Annotated in this window: 17 protein-coding genes; 4 read left to right on the forward strand and 13 right to left on the reverse strand. The window is 62.7% G+C overall.

The genetic code is table 11. From position 1 onward, the window contains the following. Nucleotides 1-7: 7 nt before the first annotated feature. The 10 genes from icmH to tssA form a co-directional block, all read right to left on the reverse strand. Nucleotides 8-889 (reverse strand): type IVB secretion system protein IcmH/DotU, encoded by an 882-nt coding sequence (icmH, locus tag HFC70_RS08450; protein WP_168472785.1) that lies wholly within the window; start codon nt 887-889, stop codon nt 8-10. After that, the gene (gene tssK / locus HFC70_RS08455) at nt 886-2226 is read right to left on the reverse strand and encodes a type VI secretion system baseplate subunit TssK (protein ID WP_168472786.1); all 1341 of its coding nucleotides are present in this window, start codon (nt 2224-2226) and stop codon (nt 886-888) included. Before tssK ends, icmH begins: the two co-directional genes overlap by 4 nt. A 70-nt stretch (nt 2227-2296) precedes the next feature. Next, entirely contained in the window at nt 2297-2782 is a 486-nt protein-coding gene (tssJ, locus tag HFC70_RS08460; protein ID WP_168472787.1) for a type VI secretion system lipoprotein TssJ, read from the reverse strand. Next, nucleotides 2779-4770 (reverse strand): type VI secretion system-associated FHA domain protein TagH, encoded by a 1992-nt coding sequence (gene tagH / locus HFC70_RS08465; protein WP_168472788.1) that lies wholly within the window; start codon nt 4768-4770, stop codon nt 2779-2781. The genes tssJ and tagH overlap by 4 nt, the downstream gene beginning before the upstream one ends. Continuing rightward, nucleotides 4767-5861 carry a type VI secretion system baseplate subunit TssG gene (gene tssG, locus HFC70_RS08470; RefSeq protein ID WP_168472789.1) on the reverse strand — a complete coding sequence of 365 codons (1095 nt, stop codon included), beginning with the start codon at nt 5859-5861 and terminating at the stop codon, nt 4767-4769. Before tssG ends, tagH begins: the two co-directional genes overlap by 4 nt. Then, nucleotides 5858-7606 carry a type VI secretion system baseplate subunit TssF gene (gene tssF / locus HFC70_RS08475; protein ID WP_168472790.1) on the reverse strand — a complete coding sequence of 583 codons (1749 nt, stop codon included), beginning with the start codon at nt 7604-7606 and terminating at the stop codon, nt 5858-5860. The genes tssG and tssF overlap by 4 nt, the downstream gene beginning before the upstream one ends. Nucleotides 7607-7621: 15 nt before the next feature. After that, on the reverse strand, nt 7622-8032 hold the full coding sequence (gene tssE / locus HFC70_RS08480; protein ID WP_168472791.1) for a type VI secretion system baseplate subunit TssE: 411 nt from the start codon (nt 8030-8032) through the stop codon (nt 7622-7624). Nucleotides 8033-8116: 84 nt separating this feature from the next. Continuing rightward, complete coding sequence (tssC, locus tag HFC70_RS08485; RefSeq protein ID WP_168472792.1) at nt 8117-9598, reverse strand: type VI secretion system contractile sheath large subunit; 1482 nt, start codon at nt 9596-9598, stop codon at nt 8117-8119. A 99-nt stretch (nt 9599-9697) separates the two neighbouring features. Then, on the reverse strand, nt 9698-10204 hold the full coding sequence (gene tssB, locus HFC70_RS08490) for a type VI secretion system contractile sheath small subunit (RefSeq protein ID WP_168472793.1): 507 nt from the start codon (nt 10202-10204) through the stop codon (nt 9698-9700). 176 nt (nt 10205-10380) lie between these two features. Further along, nucleotides 10381-12150, reverse strand: a complete 1770-nt coding sequence (gene tssA / locus HFC70_RS08495; protein ID WP_168472794.1) for a type VI secretion system protein TssA — start codon at nt 12148-12150, stop codon at nt 10381-10383. A 308-nt stretch (nt 12151-12458) separates the two neighbouring features. Between tssA and HFC70_RS08500 the strand changes: the two genes are divergently transcribed. The 4 genes from HFC70_RS08500 to HFC70_RS08515 all read left to right on the forward strand — a co-directional run bounded on the left by HFC70_RS08500 (nt 12459) and on the right by HFC70_RS08515 (nt 14572). After that, nucleotides 12459-12803, forward strand: coding sequence for an STAS domain-containing protein (locus tag HFC70_RS08500; RefSeq protein ID WP_168472795.1), 345 nt, complete (start codon nt 12459-12461; stop codon nt 12801-12803). A 19-nt stretch (nt 12804-12822) separates the two neighbouring features. Then, the gene (locus HFC70_RS08505; protein WP_168472796.1) at nt 12823-13251 is read left to right on the forward strand and encodes an ATP-binding protein; all 429 of its coding nucleotides are present in this window, start codon (nt 12823-12825) and stop codon (nt 13249-13251) included. Between the two features lie 87 nt (nt 13252-13338). Continuing rightward, on the forward strand, nt 13339-13734 hold the full coding sequence (locus HFC70_RS08510; RefSeq protein WP_210259188.1) for a hypothetical protein: 396 nt from the start codon (nt 13339-13341) through the stop codon (nt 13732-13734). A 64-nt stretch (nt 13735-13798) separates the two neighbouring features. After that, nucleotides 13799-14572, forward strand: coding sequence for a MinD/ParA family protein (locus HFC70_RS08515; protein ID WP_168472798.1), 774 nt, complete (start codon nt 13799-13801; stop codon nt 14570-14572). Between the two features lie 10 nt (nt 14573-14582). Here HFC70_RS08515 and HFC70_RS08520 read toward each other — a convergent pair whose 3' ends face one another. The 3 genes from HFC70_RS08520 to tssH form a co-directional block, all read right to left on the reverse strand. Further along, nucleotides 14583-16058, reverse strand: coding sequence for a serine/threonine-protein kinase (locus HFC70_RS08520; RefSeq protein WP_168472799.1), 1476 nt, complete (start codon nt 16056-16058; stop codon nt 14583-14585). Between the two features lie 107 nt (nt 16059-16165). Further along, nucleotides 16166-17827: a sigma 54-interacting transcriptional regulator gene (locus tag HFC70_RS08525; protein WP_168472800.1), complete on the reverse strand. Its 1662-nt coding sequence runs from the start codon at nt 17825-17827 to the stop codon at nt 16166-16168. Between the two features lie 138 nt (nt 17828-17965). Next, nucleotides 17966-20647: a type VI secretion system ATPase TssH gene (gene tssH, locus HFC70_RS08530; RefSeq protein ID WP_168472801.1), complete on the reverse strand. Its 2682-nt coding sequence runs from the start codon at nt 20645-20647 to the stop codon at nt 17966-17968. Nucleotides 20648-21045: the final 398 nt, after the last annotated feature.

A 21045-nucleotide genomic window follows, 5' to 3' on the forward strand; every position in this document is an offset into this window, starting at 1 on the left:
AGTTCTCCTAGCCCGGGGTCAGAGCCGAAATCTTGGCCAGTACGGGTTGAAGAACGCCGGAAAGATAGAATTCCAGATAGATGTAAACGAGGATCATCAACAGGCCGGCACCGGTGGCCGCCATCCACAGCGGCATGAAGCTGCGCAGCTTGCGACCGCCGCGGTCGCCCTTGGCATTGCGCGACAGGGGCTGATCGGCACCGGTTTCGGCGGCCCGCCGGACGATGCGCGAGATGTCGTTGCGCAACTCGTCAAGCTGGTCGCGGCCGCGTTCCAACACGCGGTAACGACCCTCGAAGCCGAGCATCAGGCAGGCATGGATCAAAAGCAGCAGCGCCAGGCGCTGGGCCGGTGTCTGCTTGACGCGATCAAGGATGACGAACACCTTTTCGCCGCCCCAGGTCTCGTTGTGATAGTGATTGAGCAGGCTGTTGGAGCTCCATTCGCTGCGGCTGCCCCATGGCGTCATCAGCACTGTTTCGTCGATGGTCGCGCAGAGCACGTAGCGGGCGGCAATGATGTCGCCGGCCTCGGCGCCGGATTTCTGGGCGATCTGCTGGAAGCGGTCCATCTCCTCGATGACCTGGCGGCGCAGCGCCGTGACATCGGCGCGTTCGGTGGAATTGCGCAATTGCGCGACGATCAGCAGGAGCGGGGCCGCAGCGCGCACCAGCTTTCGCTCCGGCGAACCCTCAAGCTGCTGGACGACGGCCAGCGCATTCTGCAGGGAGGCGTCCGGCGGCGGAGTGCCGGCCGCAGCGGTCGGCATTTGGCGCACGACGACCGTCGGCTCCTCGCCACTGTCGGCGCCGCCCAGCGCGGTGCGGGCCCTGGGGCTCAGGTGCCTGAGGACGGTTGGAGCATCGTTGTCGTCGCCGGAATAGCTCATTGGCCAGTCTCGCGCTGGATGGCCCAGAGTTCAAGATCCAGCCCCGGATATTCACCGCTGACATGCAGGGCGATGGCCGCAGACTCGCGGAACCGTGCCCAGAGCGGATTGCGGATATCGACCTCGAAATAGACGGCGTTTTGAATAAACGGGATTTCGCGCGGTGCCACCGACAGCGGCTGGATCGCGATGCCGGGCAGCTGCAGATTGACCAGATCGCGGATCTGCTCGACCGGGCCGATCTTGATATGCACCGGCAATTGCTGGCGAATGATCTCCAGCGCCATATTGGCGCGGGCGATCAGCACGAAACGCCGGCCGGCAAAGGCCATGCGGTCCTCGATTTCGCCAAGCCATATGCCGAAATCCCGTTCGACCAGCGCAATGCTGACGGCGTTGCGCTCGACGATGACGCTCAGCATGGTGCGCAGGATGCCGTGCAGCCCCTCGAAGGTCGAGCGCAGGTCGAGATGGGCATAGGGCGGCAAATCCGGCGCCAGGCGGGTGGTCGAGGCATAGGCGGAGATTTCCGCCGTCAGGGCAATGGTTTCGCGGTAGACGGCTTCCGGCGTGTGCAGGCCGGTCGAGATCAGATGGCCGAAGCTTGCCTCGAAGCGGTTGGCAATGCCGAGCAGCATGACGTCGAGCATGCCGGATCGGGTTTCGCCGGCCTGGCCGCTGGCGCCGGCGGCAAGCGAGGCGGCGCGGCTGCGCAGCAGGCCGCGGATCTGCTCCATGATCGACACCAGACGCCGGCTCGCGGCAACCGCCATGACCGGCGGGATGAAGGTTTCCGTCAAGGTGACCTGGCCAAGGGCTCCGACGGATTCGATTTCGGCCAGCGGCACGAAGGTCAATTCGTCGAGCCGGTCGCCGTCGATGATCAGCCGGGCATTCAGGGTGCCGACGGTGATGTCGGCGGGCGGACGGCCCGGACGGGCATTGTCGACCACCGGGACGGGCGACTTGCGGAACCGTTGTCCGCCGCCGTCGCCATCGGCAACTTCCGTTCCGCCGGGGACGCGGATCGGCAGGGCCAGATAGATGCGCTTGCCCTGGCTGCCGGCCGGAACATGGATGGCCGGCGCCAGCGGCTGCGGGCCGGGCGCGCAATAGACCGTGCCGTCCGGAAAGACCAGGTCTGCCGAGGTCAGACGGATCTGGCCCGACTTCAGGGCCTCAGTGTCGAATTCGAGCTTTCGAATGCCCCAGGGATAGGGCAGCATCGCCGACACGCGCTGCTCAAGGTTGCTCTCGATCCAGCGGTCGTATTGCTGCAGGTGCTGGGGCCTGAGAAACATGCCTTCCAGCCAGAGTGGCTTACCCGTTGATGTCAACCAATACCCCCCGGGCCGAAGCCCATAAAACACTTAAGAACAACGAAAAGGCCGATACCTGCGGAACCCGTCATTTGCCGAGAGAAAAACGAGAATATTTCTGTATCCTCACAGCCAGACTTGTCACATAGATGACAAAGCGGTTGGTCTTGCTCTTGCGCAGCTCAATCGAGTCGCGCCACTGCGCCGACTGGATGTCGCGAAAGCTGGCAACGACGCCGATATAGGCCGCTTCGCTGGAAATCTTGCCGTCGTATTTCTTTTCGCTGCCGGGTGTCAGCTCGTATTCCCGGCTTGAGATCAGATCGGCGCCCAACAGCTTGGTCTCGTCATCAAAGTCGAAGTAATTGGCATTGTTGAAGGCCTTGATGCCTTTCAATTCATAGATCCTGACGACGATCGGCGAGGGCTGGCCGGTATCACCCGGATTGACACCGGCATCGGCACTCAACAGCACGGCAACCGGGGTGGGCTTCGGCAGACCGCCGCAGCCGGCCAGGAATGCGGTCAGCGTCGCGGTCGTGGCCGCGCAGAACTCCCGTCGTGAATAGATCATTTCTTACTCTCCCAATACTGAGACGCAACTCGTCTTGCCTGCTCTTCCTGGACCTGCGCGAAGGCCTCGGCGATGATCTGCTTGGCGACGCTGTCCAGATTGCCGCTCATGCGCGCATGGGTTTCGGTATAGGCTTCCCATTTGCCCTTGCGCGCGCCAAGCCCTCTGATACGCAGGGCGCCGTCGTCTTCGCTGTCGCGCTCGATGGTCTGCGGCCCCAGTCGTTCCATCAGCAGCCGCACGGCGCGCTGCATGGCGGCCATCGTCAGGATGACATGCTGCTTGACATCCTCGAAGGCGTTGCCGGCGGCCTCGGCCGGCGCCTGGAACCCGCCGGAGCGGGTCAGGAACAGTTCGTCAAGCGCCAGTTCCGCCATCTTGAAATGCTTGAACGGATTGTTCTCCTCGGGCTGCACCTGGGTTTCATCCATGCGGAATTCGGTCTTGACCATGCGCCGCGCCGACAGCAGCAGCACCAGTCCATCGGACAGGGCACGCACCATCTCGCCCACTTCGCGCATCACCTCGACCTGCTTGTCCGGTGCGATCTGCGCCTGAGGGAAGCCCATGCCCTCGAACAGCGCCTTGACCGCCGCCGAACCCGATCCGGCGGGGCTGGCGAACGGCTGCTCGGCAAAGGCCGGTGGCGCGAAGGATGGCTGCGGAGCGGATGAGCCGAAAGGCGGCAAGGTGGCGTGGCCGGCGCCTGCCTGTGTTGCCAGCAGGGGATTGGCGGTTGGCAGCGGCCCGGCGGCGTTTGACATCGACGGGGTCGCGCCGGCGGGCGGATATCCCGGCATGCCGCCGGCCGCCTTCTCCAGCAGCTTGGCCTTGCGCTCCTCGCGCCGCGATTTCATCGCCTCGATGGCGTCGAACGCCTCGGGCACGGCTTGCGGCCCGGCTTGCGGCAAGACTGCAACCGGCATGACCTGGCTTTCGTCGATACGGGCAATATCGGCCATCAGCGCCGGGCTGAGGGTTTCGCGGGGCGTCGGCATTGCGGCAGGCGGTATCGGCCGCGCTTCGCCGATGGACGGCTGGCCTGGATAGGTCTGCACAAGGGATGGCATTGGCCCTTGCGTTGGCGCGACAGAGGTCCGCCGGTTCGAACGGCCCGCCAGTACCGATAGCGGATCGAAATCATCCGGGATGAGCTTTGCGGCCGGCAGGGCCGGTTGCGGTGATGGCGGCTGTGGTGCTGCGGCAGTCATGGGGGGCAGGGGCTTGAACCGGTTATCGGCCTGAACGGCCGGAAAGAGCCCGGGATCAGCGGTGGACTGCGGCGAGAAGGGTTGGTGGGGGGCCTGCGCTCCGGCTGCGCCGAAGACTGTGCCGTTGGCCGGAGCGTCCGGCATCGGCCAGCCTTGAGCGGAGGGATATGGCTGAGGGGCTGCCGGCTGGCCCTGACTGAAGGACGAAGGGGCGGATGGGGCCATCATCGACGGCATGGCTGGCCCCAAGCTCGGGGCCGGTTGAACTGGCTCACCGGGCGAACCGAGATAGGCCAGCGGGTCCTGCGAATTGCGGCCCCAGAGATCGCCCCAGTCACCGCGCTCGGCCAGCGCCTGTTCGGCATTGGCCGAGGGCTGGCCGGGCGCCATCGCGGCGCTGAGCGGAGATGTGCGCTCTGCCCGGACCGGCATTGCCTCTCCCGGGAAACCGGCCTGGCGGGCCGGGGCTGTTGCCAGCAGGTCCACGCCGATGACATGCCGGGCGGCGCGGAACCGCATGCCGGGCTGGATCGCCACCGAATTGCCGCGGCCGAGCGGTTCCTGCCGGCCATCCAGGAATATGCCGTTGGTGCTTTCGTCGATCAGCAGGAACTTGTTGTTGTCAAAGACGATCCGTCCATGGATCGCCGACAGGATGCGATCGGGATCCGGCAGAACCCAGTGGCATTTCATCGAGCGGCCGAACAGGCCGCCCTCCGGGCCGAAGACATGTTCGGAAGGCTCCGTTGCGCCGACGAGAAAAAGCCGCAGCCTCATGATGCCCTCCCGCTTCGCAGGATTTCATCATCCCGTCCGCTGGCCTCAAAGGAGGAGATCCTGTCGTCGGTTGACAGCAGGACGATGCTTTCGAGGTCGTTTCTCTCGTCGGCATGCAGCCAGCTCGTCCAGCCGAGGCGGCAATCGCCGAGGCGCGCCATCGGAATGGTCTCCGGCTCGAAGTCGAATTGCAGGTCCCATTCCAGCGGTTCGCGGGTCACCATCATCAGCAATTCGCAGAACTGGCGATGCTTGGCGCCATGCGGCAGGAAAGGCGCCAGCACATCGAAACCGGCTCTGCCGACGCAAATGCGGAATTTTCCGAAATCGTCGTCGAGTTCGAAGCCGAGAATGGTGTCGTCGCCCAGGATATTATTGGCCGTGCCGAGCGCCAGGCGAGATTCCGGGCCGATCGCCACGCTGCGCTCGATGAATTCCTCGATATGGCAGGGGATCGAGAAGAAATTGGACAGCGTCGCGCCGACCACGTCGGCCGAATTGGAAAACAGCGATATCAGCCCCAGATGGGGAAGCAGGGCGGAACGGGAGATCTCGCCGATACGCTCGCGATCCTCGATCGGAAATCCGCACAGCGCCAGAAAGCGCTGCGACAGAGGATCGGTGCCGCCGGTCTCGTAGCGCAGGTAATAGCGGTACTTTTTCCAGATGACGTGCAGCAGAGAAATCAGCCGATGATTGAACAGGTCGAGGAAATCCTCGACCGGTCCCGGCGTTTCCTCCGCCTCGATGATCCGCTCGGTGAACGATGGCGGCAAAGGCGAGGCGGGGCCATAAAGGCCGAAGAAATTCACCCGGATATCCAGGCGGTCGGACGCCTCGTCATGGGCGACGTGGCTAATATCGGAGGCGCCGAAGCTCAGCGACCGGGCGGCCCGGAAGCGCAGGAACTCGTTTGCCGGATCGCCGAGGCTGCCGACCGGCAGCGAGCCCTGGCGGCGCAATTCCATCAGCGCGACCAGTTGATGAAAGCGGATATCCGAAAGACCGGCCAGCTTGTTGGCAACGACAGGCGCCATGACCGGCGCTTCCGGCCGATCGGCCTGCATGGGGATATCGCTCACAGTCATCATAGGGTAGCTGCCTCCCCCCATTTCGGGCTCCAGCGAAACACGATGTTGGAATCGAGGCCGGTCATGGAAAAGCGGTGCAGGCTGTTGATGCTCGAATAGGATTTCAGGAAACGATCGAGAATGGTGCCGAACAGATACATCTCGCCTTCGCCGCCCATCATGCCTTCCGATACCGACAGGGCGAGTTCGAAGCTGCGCACCGGCCGGCCGCGGCTGATCACATCGACGCCGCGGCGCTCGAAACCCTTGAAGCTCTGCAGCAGCATGTCCCTCTGCAGGCCGGCCTGACGATCGGTGCGGGCGCGGAAATCATAGGCGCCGACTACGGTGCGCAGCGCTTCCACATCGATCATCGAGGCGAAGTTGCGGGCGAGATTGGCAATCAGCGTCCAGAGGATGTCTTCCTCCAGCGGGGGCGGAACCTCGCTGAGCACGGGCGTGATATTGGAGAATTCCAGCTTGGCCGGGGTCGAGGAAGTCGGCTGATTGACCGCGCCGACGCCAAGGCGAGCGGCAAGCGCGCCGTTGGAGCAGATCAGCCGCATCGACACCGTCTCGGTTTCCGGAAGGCCGATCTTGCCCAGGCGCGTCACGAAGGACAGATAGTGGTCTATGCCGTTGCCAAGAATGGCGGGCCGAACCTGGGTCCGGTAATAGAGCCTGGGTGTGCCTTCCTGAGCGATGTCGTGGCGAAAGCTCTCGAAGGGCTCGTATTCGATGCGCCGGCCGGTGCCCTGGACCCATCCGGCCACGGATTCGATGGCGTGAATGGAAAACTGGCTGGAATCGCCGACCGGGCGGACAGGATATTCGGACCGCTCATGGGAGACGGTCAGCGCCGTGCCTTCTGTCTCGAACAGGTTGATGGCGGGCGTCGTGTTCAAGGCGAACAGATCGGGTCCGAGCCGGGTCGATTCCGGAAAGGGCTGGTTCATGTCAAAGGCCAGCGTGAAGCTCTCGGCCCGGCTGTCGGCAAAGGCGTCGAGCCCGCTGAGCTTCAGGAACATGAACTTTTCCGGGCAGGCGAAATATTCCTGCATGATACGGAAGCCGTCGAACGAACCTTCCGGATAGGGCAGGGTGGCCTCTTGCGCACTGAACCCCATCGGCTCGATGCGCAGATCCGCCGTGACAGGACTGCCGCCGGCCGCCGTGAACTGCACCGAACGCACCCGCTCCATGAAGAAGAGGTAGAGCTGGCGGGCGGTTACCGTGTCCTTGGCGCTGTTGAAGAACAGCACCAGAGGTGCCGCGGACAAGGCCTGCAGCCCTGAGCCGCCGGTGCCGCGAAACGTCAGCGTGATGCGGCTGCTGTTCTTGCGGTTGTCGAGTTCGGCGGCGGTGATTTCAAGCGGCAGCACGGTCAGGTCGAAACTGGTTGTGAAGGACACGGTCTCGCCGTCGACGGCGCGCGACTGTACCCGCGTTCCGCGCGGTACCTCGATCGATGTGCCGCTCGCCCCTTCGGCAAAGGCGAAGCGCACCATGGTGATCGGCGCAACCGGCCTTAAATAATGAGGCCAGACCAGTTGCAGCAGGCTCAGCGCCAGCTCCGGCATTTCGGCGTCGAGGCGCTGGCGCAGCCGGCCGACCAGGAAGGCCATGCCTTCCAGAAGGCGTTCGACATCGGGGTCTGAGGCTTCCTTGCCGAGATAACGCGCCAGACGCGGATTGGCGCGCGCAAACAGGCTGCCCATTTCGCGCAGGTAAGAAAGCTCGTCCCGGTAGTAATTGTTGACTGCCATCAGCCCAATCCCCGGCTATCCGCTGAACCGCATGCGGCCGTCGCTGTTCAACACGGAATCGAAGGAGACCCGTATCGTCCTGTCATCGTGGGCCAGTTCACCGCTAACATGAAAGATGAACTCCAGCGGCCGGGTCTTGTCCTCGACGGGCTGCACAGACACGTTGCGCAGCCGCGGCTCGAAGGCCCGCATCTGGCGCTCGACGTCGCGGGCAATCGACAGGAACGAACTGCGATAGTCGGCCGTGGCGTTGAAATCCGAGAGGCCGAAATCGGGACGCGTCTCGCAGCAGCCCTTGCGACTGTTGAGGATCAGCTGAAGGTTGGCGAGAATGCTGTCGAGAATGGCCGAGTCATCGGTAAAATCGGCACGTTCCGCTCCGGCGCCGTCCCGCTCCAGCCGTTGCAGAAGGCTTACTGATACCATGTCCCGTCCCCACTCATGAAAGCCTTTGGCCGGGCATCGGCTGCCCGGCCATGTGCCGTATCGTCAAGACCCTGCCGACTCGCTTCAGGCCTTGTCGAGCTTGCCTTTGAGCGAAAGCGTGAAATCCGCGCCCATATATTTGAAGTGCGGCTGCACGGCCATGCTGACGCTGTACCAGCCTGGTTCGCCTTCGACATCGGCCACGACGATCTGAGCCTTGCGCAGGGGGCGGCGGGAGCGGACCTCGGCGGAAGGGTTCTCCTGGTCCGACACATATTGACGGATCCAGTTGTTGAGTTCCGTTTCCAGTTCGCCGCGGTTCTTCCAACTGCCGATATTCTCGCGCTGCAGCACCTTGATGTAGTGGGCCAGGCGGTTGACGATCATCATATAGGGAAGCTGGGTGCCGAGCTTGTAGTTCAGCTCGTTGGCTTTGCCTTCGGTGGTATTGCCGAAGGATTTCGGCTTCTGCACGGAATTGGCCGAGAAGAAGGCCGCGTTGTCGCTGCCCTTGCGCATGGTGAGCGCAATGAAGCCCTGTTCGGCCAGTTCGTATTCCTTGCGGTCGGAGATCAGCACCTCGGTCGGGATCTTGCTCTGCAGCTGGCCCATGGCCTCGAAGCTGTGCATCGGCAGGTCCTCAACGGCGCCGCCCGATTGCGGGCCGATGATGTTCGGGCACCAGCGGAACTTGGCAAAGCTGTCGGTAAGGCGCGAGGCGAGCGCGATCGAGGCATTGCCCCAGAGGTAGTTGTCCGTCTGGCCGGCCGAACGTTCCTCGTAGTTGAAGGCCTTGACCGGAACGGTTTCGGGGCCATAGGGCGTGCGCAGCATGAAGCGGGGCATGGCGAGCGCGAAATAGCGCGAGTCTTCGGTGGATCGGAAGGCGTTCCACTTGGCGTATTTCGGGCCTTCGAAGATCGATTCCATGTCCTTCAGGTTCGGGATTTCCTCGAACGTGTCGACGCCGAACATGGCAGGCGAGGCGCCGGCAATGATCGGCGCATGGGCCATGGCGCCGACGCTTGCGCAATACTGCGCGAGCTTCACGTCGGATGCTCCGGGGCCGAAGGCGTAGTTGCAGACCACGGCGCCGACCGGCTGGCCGCCGAACTGGCCGTATTCCGCGGTATAGATATGCTTGTAGAGGCCGGATTTGGCCACTTCCGGGCTGTCCTCGAAATCCATGAGCAACTCGTCCTTGGAGACGTTCATGATTTCGATCTTGATGTTCTGGCGGAAATCGGTGCGGTCGACGGCAAATTTCAGGCCGCGCCAGGCCGATTCCAGGGTCTTGAACTGTTCGTTGTGCAGCACTTCGTCGACCTGGGCCGACAGCTTGCGGTCGATCTCGGCGATCATCTGGTCGATCGCGGCGCTGTTGACGGCGCTGTCGGAGCGCGTCGGCTTCAGCAGTTCGGCGATGAAGGCACTGACGCCCTTGCGGGCCACATCGTAGCCGTCATCGCTCGGCACAAGCCGGGTTTCCTGCAAGATCTGGTCGAGCAGCGAGCTTTCGGCATGTTCGACGGTGACCTGTTGCTGGGCGGATTCTCTCTCAGCCATAAATGAGCCTTCCCTTGAAAACTGGCATAATCCATATTGAATTGCACAATTGCCTGCCGAGCCTGCACAGCAGCCTTCGGCAGGCAGCCAGAGCAGGCCTTATTTCGTGTCGGACGATCCGGCAGCGGCAGACAGTTCTGCCAGCAGTCTCTCGCGAGCTTCGTCATCGCCGAGCACACCCTGAATCGCCTTGCGGAAGGCCGGCATGTTGCCGAGCGGCCCCTTGAGGGCGACGAGCGCTTCACGCAGTTCGAGGAGCTTGTTGAGCTCCGAGGACTGGCGAACGATCGCCTCGGGCGTGAAATCATCCAGGCTGTTGAATTTCAGCGACAATGTCATGTCGCCGGCATCGGCCTCTTCCGAGAGCTTGTTCTCGACGGCGATGTCGAGGGACAGATCGTGGCCCTTCATCACGTCGTTGAAGTTCTCTTTGTTGACGTTGATCAGCTCGCGGTCCTCGACCGGCGTATCGTCGCCCTTCAAAGTGTAGTCGCCGAGGAAAACCATCTTCAGAGGAAGTTCGACTTCCTCCTTGGCGTCTCCGGTGGCGGGCTTATAGCGGATGTTGACGCGTTCCTTGGGCGCCACAGACGATTCTTTTGTCACGGTTCAGTTTCCCCCGTTGAAATACTCAGTGCAAACTATGCTTACTAATTTCCCTAGGCGGCCCAGAATGTCGTCAGGAAAAAATACACCTGTGATGACCCCACGCGAAGCGAACCCAGTCCCATCTTGGAGTGTGTTTGTATAAGAAATATTACGCTATGCCATGAAGTCTGGGTTCAAGCGGTCTGAGGCGACGTTAATCGTGCGGCCTGAACAATATCGAGCTCGCTGAGTGTCTCAGCAATTCTCGATTTACGCAACTGGATCTCGCGTTCATCAACAATGCGGATTGCGTTTTTATGGGTATAACAGCGCCATGAAAGGCCAGCCAGAGCGACGGCCAGAGCGGGGTCCCAACTCTTCAGCGATTGCGCCGCGACGGTTTGCTCCAGGCTTTGCAAAAGCGGCACGAGCGGCTGCAGAAGCTCGAATCGCAGGCAATATTCGCCGATTTCGAGCTTGGCGCGAAAGTTCTCGCGTCCGCCATGGCAGGTTTCGGCATAGTCCGACAGCAATTTCAGACCGGAGATCACCTGGCCTTGCTGACCCTGGCCTGCCGCCGCGGCCTTGATCTTGTCTAGAGCCGAGCCGCCACTGTCCGCAGCACCGCCGCTGCCGGCTGCGACTTCACTGCCGATCCAGGCCTGGGTCTCCGGGTCGGCAAAGGGCATTCCGTCGCTGAATGTCAATTGCACCACCGATGGCACGCGTTTGAGAAAGGCCCAGAGTTGGCCGATCAGCACGAGCCTTGCCGCGTCGTATTCAGGGCCGAGCGCCTGCATGGCGCGGGCCACCATCAGCTGCGCATCGAGCCAGAAGGGCGAGGACATGAAGGCGCCTTCGGCGGAGAGGAGAATGCCTTGCGCGTTTGCCGCCGCTTTCAGGGCCTGCAGTTCGGCCAGCTTGGTTTTCTGGGGCGGAGGGAGAAGGGTGCGTCCCGCCTTGTCGGGCGGGGCCATGCCGACCGGACCCCAAGCCGCCAGGCGAGCGGCCAGATAGGTTCGCGGATCCGCAGGTGCTTCCTGACGCACGGCGCCGGCCATCCGGGCTGCCGCATTGAACAGTGATTGGAAAGCCTTATCCGCGCCTTCGTTGACAGGAAGATCAGCAATGACCTGGGCTGCTGAGGGCGTCGGCGGGGCTGTCGGGGCAGATGCAGCGGCCGATCTTTCCGGCTGGTGGGGCTCCGGTGTCGGCGTGTTTGGAGCGAGCGGCGCGGCGTTTGGCTGGGCGACCGGCGGCTCCGGGGCGGGCGGTGGCGCTGCGGCGGCCTCAGCGGCCTTGGCCTCGGCCGCTGCAACAGCTTCCAGGTCGGCCCTCGCCTCGCGGGCATAGGGTCGCAGTGCCCTGACCAACGGTCCGATGGCGGGCGGGTATTTCTGCATGCGCTCGGACAGGAACTGGTCGACATCGACGAGCCGGTCATGGGCAACCAGGGCATAGAGCTTGGCCTCGTTGGAGGCTGGCGGCGCGCCTTCTATGACGGCGGCCAGCTTTTCGGCCAGCCAGTCGAGGCTTCCGGCCCGGGCCCGCTCGCGGTTGAGGCCCGGGAACAGTCCTTCCCAATGCTGCGTCACCACGCCGTTCAGAATGGAAATGCCGACCGCCATTCCCTTATAGCCTTCCTCGCGGTGAAGGCCGAATACGAGGCGGGAGGCGAGCACCAGATCCTTCGAGCGGCTGGCCAGGATATCTAGCGTGCGGCTGTTGAAGAGCTTCCAGTCGACGGCTGCAGGCCCGGCAGTCTCCATTTTGCGGAACTCGGTTTCCAGGAGATCGAATTCCGGTTCGTCGCGCATGTCCTTGCCGGCAGGCGCATCGCCACTGGCCGGATTCCGGCCGATGTCGGTGCGCGGATCTTTCAGCAGGGCGTCAACATCAATTTCCGGCATCAGCTGCTGTTCCTCGAAGGTGCGGCGGAACCTGTCCGGCCGTGGATAGGACATTCTTTAGCGCGTGCCATGCTCGGCCGATCGGCGACAGCAAGGCTTAACGCCGGATCAAAAGCGTACGAACAGATCCGCGCGGTGACAAGATGGGGTTGCCGTCGGGTGCTGCCTCTTTATGCGGATATTCCGACGGTCCAGCCGCAAATGTTCAGACTTGCCGGGTGGCCAGTCGCTCCGCCCATTCCCCCGGCGACTTTCCACCAATTTAAGCGTTTGCGGCCTGATCGAACCAGCGTCATAGTCGTGTAAATTGTAACTTCTATGAACCTGTAGAGTTGCTGCGATGGCGAGAGGCATTTTCGTGAATGATTGACATCACCGACAAGACAGAAATGGGCGCGGCCGTGGTTTGTCCCAAGGGCAAGATCGACACCTTGACGGCCAAGGTGTTCGAGGCGCATCTGAAGACCCATATCGACAGCGGCAAGGGGCCGCTGCTCGTCGATATGAGCGGCGTCGATTATGTCAGCAGCTTCGGCTTGCGCTCCCTGCTGATCGCGGCAAAGCTCTTGGCGCCGGCCGGTCGCAAATATATCCTGTTCGGTCTGAGCCCCCAGGTTTACGACGTGCTGCGCGTATCCGGCTTTCTGAAGATCATTCCGGTCGTACCCAGCCTTGCGGATGCGCTTGCGCTTCTCGAGGCCAACTGAGGGAGAGCGGTTAGCGACGATGACGGGCTCCTCCTGCACAGTCTCCGTAGACAACAGCCTGGACGAACTTGAGCGCATCTATGCGGCATTCGAGGCCTTCATCGAGCGATGCGGACTGACGGCGGCGGCGCGCCATGCGCTCCTGCTGGTGACGGAGGAATTGTTCGCCAATTCAGTGCGCTACGGCTATGACGAGGGGGCCCGCGATACGATCAGCCTGACGGTCGGCTTGCACCAGGGCGATATTTCCCTGACGATTCGCGATCGGGCCCGACCATTCGACGTATCGAAGCCGCCGAGAGCTCCGGACCAGAACGAGAGCCTCGAGGACATGGATATCGGCGGCCTCGGTCTGTTTCTGGTGCATGAATTCGCACAATCGATTACCTATGATCGCGACGGAACAACCAATGTCACGGAATTGGTGCTAAAGGAACCGGCGGCCTGAGCGAACCTCGCAAAGCAGCGATGGTGCCAGGATAACAGGACGCGGGCGGGGGAACGCATGGTGTCGGAAGACGAGCGACGGAAAGCGATGGGGAGCTTGGCGGCCACCTGCGAGGCGATTTCGCAGGGGCAGTTCGAGGACATGGATCAGTTGTTCGGCATTGTCGCCGATGAGACCCTTCCCGTCGATATCCGCGATCTGGCGGAAACCTTTGCCGGCATGGTGGTACAGATCGAGGCCCGGGAATTCCATGCCAACCAGCTGATCGACGAATTGAAGGAGACCCAGCGCCAGCTGGAAACGGCTCAGCAGGCGTTGAGGAGTGAAAATACCGACCTGAAGCAGCGGCTGAAGCAACTGGACGTGACATTCGACGAACAGCAGGCCGAGCAGGAAATTCGCGAGATCGCCGACAGCGACTATTTCCGCGATCTCCAGCAACGGGCCAAATCGTTGCGGTCGCGCTTCAAGGACAAAGGTTGACCCCCACTTTCAGGCGCTGACGGCGCCTTTTCAGTTTCCATTTTCTCTCGGACGGCAGATCCTGATGACCAAGATCATTTCGACCCATTCCTATCGCGGCGGCACCGGCAAATCGAACATCACCGCCAATCTTGCGGCCGGGCTTGCGCTGCGCGGTTACCGCGTCGCCGTCGTCGACACCGATATCCAGTCGCCGGGCATCCACACGCTGTTCAGGGTCGATCCGCATGCGGTTCGCTTCACTCTCAACGATTATCTCTGGGGCAAATGCGGCGTGTCGGAAGCGGCCCTCGACGTGACCTCGGGTGTGGTCGATGAAAACGGCGTCGAAGTCGTGCCCGAAGGCGGCAGGGTTTTTCTTATTCCTTCCAGCATCAAGACCGGCGAAATTGCCCGTATCCTGAAGGAAAAGTACGACGTCGAGGATTTGAACACCGGATTTCACGATCTGTGCAGCGAGCTGGAGCTCGACTATCTGCTGATCGACACCCATCCCGGCGTCAACGAGGAGACGCTGCTGTCGATCGCGATTTCCGACACGCTGATGCTGCTGCTTCGGCCCGATATCCAAGACTACCAGGGCACGGCAGTGACGCTGGAACTGGCCCGCAAGCTCGAAGTGCCGCAGCTGTTGCTGGTGGTCAACAAGGCGCTCGACACCTTCGACTTCCGGGAATTGGCGCAGAGGGTGTTTTCCAGCTACCGCACGCCGGTGGCGGCCGTGCTGCCATTGTCGACCGACCTGATCCGCATCGGCAGCACCGGCCTGGTGCGCACCCTTCACCCCGACCACCCGTTCTCGACGGGCATTGAAGCCATTCTCGACGTGATCGTGTGATTGTCGGCGCCTAGGACTCGAAGATAGCGGCTGCGAAGGCGTCGACCGTCGTCATGCGCTGTTGGCGGTCGAAGTGCAGCGCCGACAGGATGGCAGCCCAAGCGGCGGGGTCGAGATCGGGCACCGGCTCGGGCACCAGCCCTTGCGCCTGCGCCTCGTTGGCGGGTTTCATGGCGAAGGGATGGAACCCCATGAACAGCTGATAGGCAATGCAGCCGAGCGCATAGATGTCGTCGCGCGGATCGCGTGGCGCGCCTTCAAACATTTCCGGGCTGGCATAGGCGGCGGTCAGAGCCTGGAGTTCGCCTGCGTCGAAGCCATCGACCGTGCCGGCGGTCGCCAGGCCGAAATCGATGAGCTTCACCTGGCGGTCGTCGCCGACGAAGATGTTGCCGGGCTTCAGGTCGGAATGAATGACGCCGTTCCTGTGGGCATAGGACAGGCCGGCGCAGATGCCCTTCAGCACGGCGGCGATCATGCCGATCGGCATGGGTTGGCCTGTCGATGTCGCCAGCAGGCGGTTCAATGGCTTGCCCGTCAGAAGCTCCATGACGATGAACACTTCGGCCTTGTCGCGATCGAAATCGAACACGGTGGCGATATTGGGATGGGCTAGGCTCTGGGCCTTGCGGGCTTCTGCCTCAAGGGTGCGCAGGGCATTGGAATTGCTTCTGAAATCGTCGTTGAGCAGCTTCAGGGCGACATAGGGCTGGGCGCTGCCTGCCTCCAGGCGTCTTCGGTCGACGGCAGAATAGACGACGCCCATGCCGCCGCGGCCGATCTCGGTGTCGAGAATGAAGCGGTCGCGCAGGATGGAGCCTATGCCGGCGCGCTGGGTGGAATAGTCGGAAAGCTTGCCCAGCGTCACGCCGCTGGTGGCGCCGTCGCGCACGGCGCGCTTGGCGTCGGAGCGAAAGCGGGCGCTGCGATAGGTGCCGAGCAGGCCGTCGAGCATGTTGCCACGCTTTGCGCCGGCGTCATCCGATGCTTCGCCGCCGCGCGTCTGCCGCAGCGACCGGTATTCGCCGATCAGGTCGGACAGAACCGCATCATCGACGCGGGTCTTCAGGGTGTCGAAGCCGGGCAGGGCGGACGCTCCGGTATCCCGCGGCCCGGCCGGCGGCATGACCCCGGTTTGAGCTGCCGCTGGCATCGGCGGCACTCCGGGTAACGGTCCGGTCGGCGACAATCCGTTCGGTAATGGGCCGGCTATCGGTGCCGCCGGCACGTCGCCGCTCTGCGTCGGCCAGGTCGGTGACGGGGTGAAGGCATGCGGCACCGTGTCTTCCTCGAAGAGGTCGCTTTCGGGAGATGGGTGAGGTGGAGACGAAGGCGGCGCAGCCGCGTCCGATCGGTCCTCGGCGGGCAGCATGGATAGAAGGATCGCAGCAATATCGTCCGGCAGGCGGCCGGCATCGGTTATCGTCTGGAGCGCATGGCGCACGGCTTGGGCATCGTTGGCCGCATCCGCCTTCAGTCGCGTCACCAGGGCATCATAGCTCAGTCGCCCGCCGATGAAGGCCGCCAGCGCGCTGTCAGGATCGGTAATTTCGCCGGACTGTTGCCGGGCGCCAGCCTTGCTGCCGAAGAATCTCAGGTTTCTGCTCTCTCAAGATCGCCGCGGATGGGAAGTCCGGGCCGTCTTATGTCGTATCTGTTCAGTTTCTCAACAATCGTCCGCCGGCTGACCTTGAGATTGCGGGCCGCGTGGCTCTGGTTCCAGTTTGCCTCGCGAAGCTTGGTCTCGATCACCAGCGCTTCGTATTGTCCCACAATTGTCTTCAGATCGCCATCGGGAATCATGCCGGGCAGGGACGGCGGCGGCTGGTCGTCCTTGAAGCCGCCGACTTCGGCCGGCAGATGCTCGCGGCCGATCGGCTGGCCCTTGTTGGCCAGAAGCACGGCCCGTTCCAGGATGTTCTTGAGCTCCCGCACATTGCCGGGGAAGCTCCAACGCAACAGGGTATCGAGGGCTTCCCGCGACAGTTGCGGGCGATGATCGCCATTGCCGTAGGCGCTCTGGAGAAAGTGTTCGATCAGGCCGGGAATGTCGGATGGTCGTTCCCGCAAGGGCGGCACGACGATCGGGAAGACGTTCAGGCGGTAGTAGAGATCCTTGCGGAACTCGCCGCGCTCGATCTTTTCCTCAAGATTGACATTGGTCGCCGCGACGATGCGCACATCGACATGTTCGGTCTTGGTGGAGCCGACCCGGCGCACCTCGCCCTCTTGCAGAAGGCGCAGCACCTTGGCCTGCAGGCCGAGCGGCATGTCGCCGACCTCGTCGAGAAACAGCGTACCGCCATGGGCCTCGTGGGCAAGGCCCGGCTTGTGGGCCATGGCGCCGGTGAAGGCGCCCTTGACATGGCCGAACAGCTCGCTTTCCAGCAGGCTCTCGGGCAAGGCGGCGCAGTTCTGTGCTACGAAGGTGTTGGCGTGGCGGTCGCTCGACAGATGGATGTAATTGGCCATCATCTCCTTGCCCGTGCCGGTTTCGCCGCGCAACAGGATGGGGACCGACGAGCCGGCCGCCCGCTCGATGAGATCGAAAACCTTCTCGATCGGCGGGCTATTGCCGATCAGACCCTTCGGCTTGGCGGATTTGGTCGCCGCCTTGCTCAACAGGCGGGTATTTTCCTCCAGCAATTCCTCGTTCATCCGGCCGAGCTGCTTGATCAGGCGCTGGTTTTCCTCAAACAGCCGGGCATTGCGGATGGCGGCGGCTGCGTGGGCGGCAAGTCCCTGTAGCGGCCGCATCATCGCTTTCGGCAGGCCGCCCGTCAGCCCACCGGATCGATCGCGCAGATTGACGAGCTGCAGCATGCCGATCGTCTCTTCGCCATCGACGGTCAGCGGAATGATGACCAGGGATTTCGAGCGGAAGCCGATCCATTTGTCCATCTCGCGGATCACTGAAAAATCGAATCCGGGCGCATTGTCGATGTCGGCGACGTTGACGACTGTCGAGGTCGAAATGGCAAAGGTGGCGGGATCGCGCAGGTTGGGGGTCAGCGACTTGTCGTAGAGCGAGATCCGCGCCTCCGACTGGTTGGCCGTGGTAATACCGCGATAGTTGAAGCAGACCCGATGCAGATGCCGGGCCAGCCGGTCCAGCGTGAAGATCGCCGCACCCTCGGCCTTGGAGAGCCGCAGAGCGGCGTCCAGAACGTGGACAAGCAGGGCCTCGACACGGCGTTCCTTGGCGAGCGCAATCGTCAGGTCCAGCAGATCCTCGTAGATCGTCTCGTTACTCATCTTGACCGCTCCCCCGGTTGCGGTGTTTCAGTCGGCTGGTCGCCAATCGCCGGATGACCGGGCCAGTGCGCCACCAAGCATTGCCAGCCGTGGCCATGTCCGGCAGATCGTTGTGGCCAACCCCCCGGCCGCCTGAATTTATGACAATGTATAAACGAAACTGCCGGCCTCGCTGACGCTGATGTCGACTGCGCTGTGGGATTTGCCGTCCTCGCCCATGTTGCTCAGCAGTTCGGTTGCGAGTTCCGGCAAAATCGTCCGGTTGACGATATGGTCGATATTGCGGGCGCCGGTTTCGACTTCCGTGCAGCGCGCCGCAATCGTCTCGACCACGGCTTCCGAATAGCTGAAGGCCATTTTCTGGTTTTCCCGCAACCGCTTGCCGACCTTGTTGAGCTTGAGCCGGACAATATTCTGCAGCGGTGCGCCGATCAGCGGATAGAAGGGCACGATCTGCATGCGGGCCAGCAGCGCCGGCTTGAAATGCCGGCTGAGGATCGGCCGGATCGCCTCGACCAGTGCATCCGGTTCGGGGCGGTCGGGCCGCAGGCCCAGTTCCGTCAAGGCGTCGGTCGCCAGGTTGCTGGTCAGCACGACGATGGTGTTCTTGAAATCGACCTGTCGGCCTTCGCCGTCCGACAGCACACCCTTGTCGAACACCTGATAGAACAGGTTCATCACTTCCAGATCGGCCTTTTCGACCTCGTCGAGCAGCACCACCGAATAGGGGCGCTGGCGCACCGCTTCGGTGAGGATGCCGCCTTCGCCGTAGCCGACATAGCCGGGGGGCGAGCCGACGAGCTTGGAGACCGTATGTTTTTCCTGGAATTCCGACATGGCGATCGAGATCAGGAAGCGTTCGCCGCCGAACAGCTGGTCGGCAATCGCTGTGGCCAGTTCCGTCTTGCCGACGCCGGACGGGCCAACGAACAGGAAGACGCCCATCGGCGCGTCCGGGTTCTGCACGCCGGCTTTGGCGGCGCGCACGCCGTCGTCGATGGCGCGGATCGCCTGGTCCTGACCGATCACCCGTTTGGACAGGTTTTCGGCCAATTGCAGAATGGATTTCGCTTCGTCACGCACCATGTTGCCCAGCGGAATGCCGGTCCAGTCGGCAATCACCTGGCCGATTGCCTCGGCGGTCACCTCGAAGGAAACCAGCGGATCGCCGCGCTGCAAATCGTTGAGGCGGCGCACGGCCTGATCGAACTCGGTGCGCAGGGCTTCCTCGTCGATGACAGGGGTTTCCTCGACGGCGTCGGCATCGGCGGTCGCCGCCTTGTCGCCCTGCAGCGACAGGCCGAGCAGTGCGCGGATCTCCAGAATGCGGTGCACCAGCGCCAGTTCTTCGTCGCGTTTGGCGGACAGGCGGGCGGCTTCTGCCTCAAGAGCGACGATGTCGGCCTCGATCTCGGCGATGCGCGGGTCTTCAGCACCGATCCCCGATTGCTGGTCGCGGCGCAGGGCGGCAAGCGCACGATGCTGCTCGGCGATGCGCTTGACCTTCAACTCGATGACCGGCGGTGTCGAGGACAGGGAAAGCTTGACGCGGGCGCAGGCCGTATCGAGCACGTCGACGGCTTTGTCCGGCAACTGCCGGCCGGAAATGTAGCGCGCCGACAGTTTTGCGGCCGCCTCGACGGCGCTGTCGCGGATATAGACGCCATGGGCCTTTTCATAGGACGAGCGCAGGCCGCGCATGATGGTGACGGCCTGGTCCGGGCTCGGTTCGTCCAGTTTGACGAGCTGGAAGCGGCGGGCCAGCGCCGGATCCTTTTCGAAGTACTTCTTGTATTCGCTCCAGGTCGTCGCGGCGATGGTGCGCAACTCGCCGCGCGCCAGCGCCGGCTTCAGCAGGTTGGCGGCATCCGCCCCACCGGCGGCACCACCGGCGCCGATCAGCATATGGGCTTCGTCGATGAACAGGATAATCGGCTTCGGCGAGGCCTTGACCTCGTCGATAATGCCCTTCAGGCGGCTTTCGAACTCGCCCTTGACGCCGGCGCCGGCCTGCAGCATGCCGAGATCCATGCCGATCAGCTCGACATCCTTCAGGAAATCGGGAACGTCGCCCTCGGCAATCTTCAGGGCCAGGCCCTCGACCACAGCCGTCTTGCCGACGCCCGGCTCGCCGACACAGATCGGGTTGTTCTTGCGGCGCCGGCCGAGAATGTCGATCATCTGCTGGATCTCGCGGTCGCGGCAGAACACGGCGTCGATGCGGCCCTTGCGGGCCTGCTCGGTGAAATTGGTGCAGAATTTCGCAAGGGCGCTGTCCCCGGAAATGCCGGGCGCTGCCGTTCCCGCAGCACTATCGGAGCCGGAGGGTGCCGCAGATGCGATGGTTTCCTGCGAGCCGCCGATGATGGTCTGGAAATCGGCCTTGAACCGGTCATACTTGATCGCCTCCAGGCCTGACAGCCAGCGTTCGTCGCCGAACCGGTTCGGACGGGCGAAGATCGTCGCGAACAGTGCGCCTGAACGGCACTGGTCGAGCGAGAATTCCACCGAGGCGACCAGCCAGGATTCCGTCAGCCATTCGACGAGGAGCGGCGAGAAGACCGGACGGCCCTGATTGCCGCCGCGAATGCCTTCGAGCAGCGACTGCAGCTTGCGCTTGAACGTCGCCGTGTCGATTTCGAAATGACGGCAGGCGGCCTGCACATCGTGCTGAGTGTCTTCGAGAAACACCAGCAGCAGGTGTTCGACCGACACCTCGTAATGGCCGCGCGACACGGCAAGGCCGGCGGCGGATTCCAGGGAGCGTCGGGAATAGGTGTTGAGGCGTCCGATGAGACGGCGAAGGTCGATATCAATCACTAAAGCATCCCCAGCGAAAGTGCCGCCGTACTTGCGGCAGTGCAATTTATGGATAAAGGCCTGCGATCCGAATTCGGTTGAAAATCTCAACGCGCTCCGCGTCATCGAAGGTATGTGCAAGTCCGCGCCTCGGCAAGCGCGAAGAATAGATTGCCACGGCAAATACGTCTGATGCCGATGCTCTTGAAACGTGACTGATACGGCAGCTGATCAAACTATATGAGTCATGGCCCGAACCAGCGGATTTCAAGAGGAAAGCCGGATCTATTGTCGTGCCCTCCGCTGCCCGAACGTTTGACCATGGATTGGATATCGATCACCGATCCTGCAACGACCCATAGTGGACGCATATGACAGGCGTTTGGCAGGCCTGTTCCGGTGATCGGCGAGGGCGTTGT

The organism is Agrobacterium sp. a22-2, from assembly GCF_012276985.1.
Taxonomy (GTDB): domain Bacteria; phylum Pseudomonadota; class Alphaproteobacteria; order Rhizobiales; family Rhizobiaceae; genus Allorhizobium.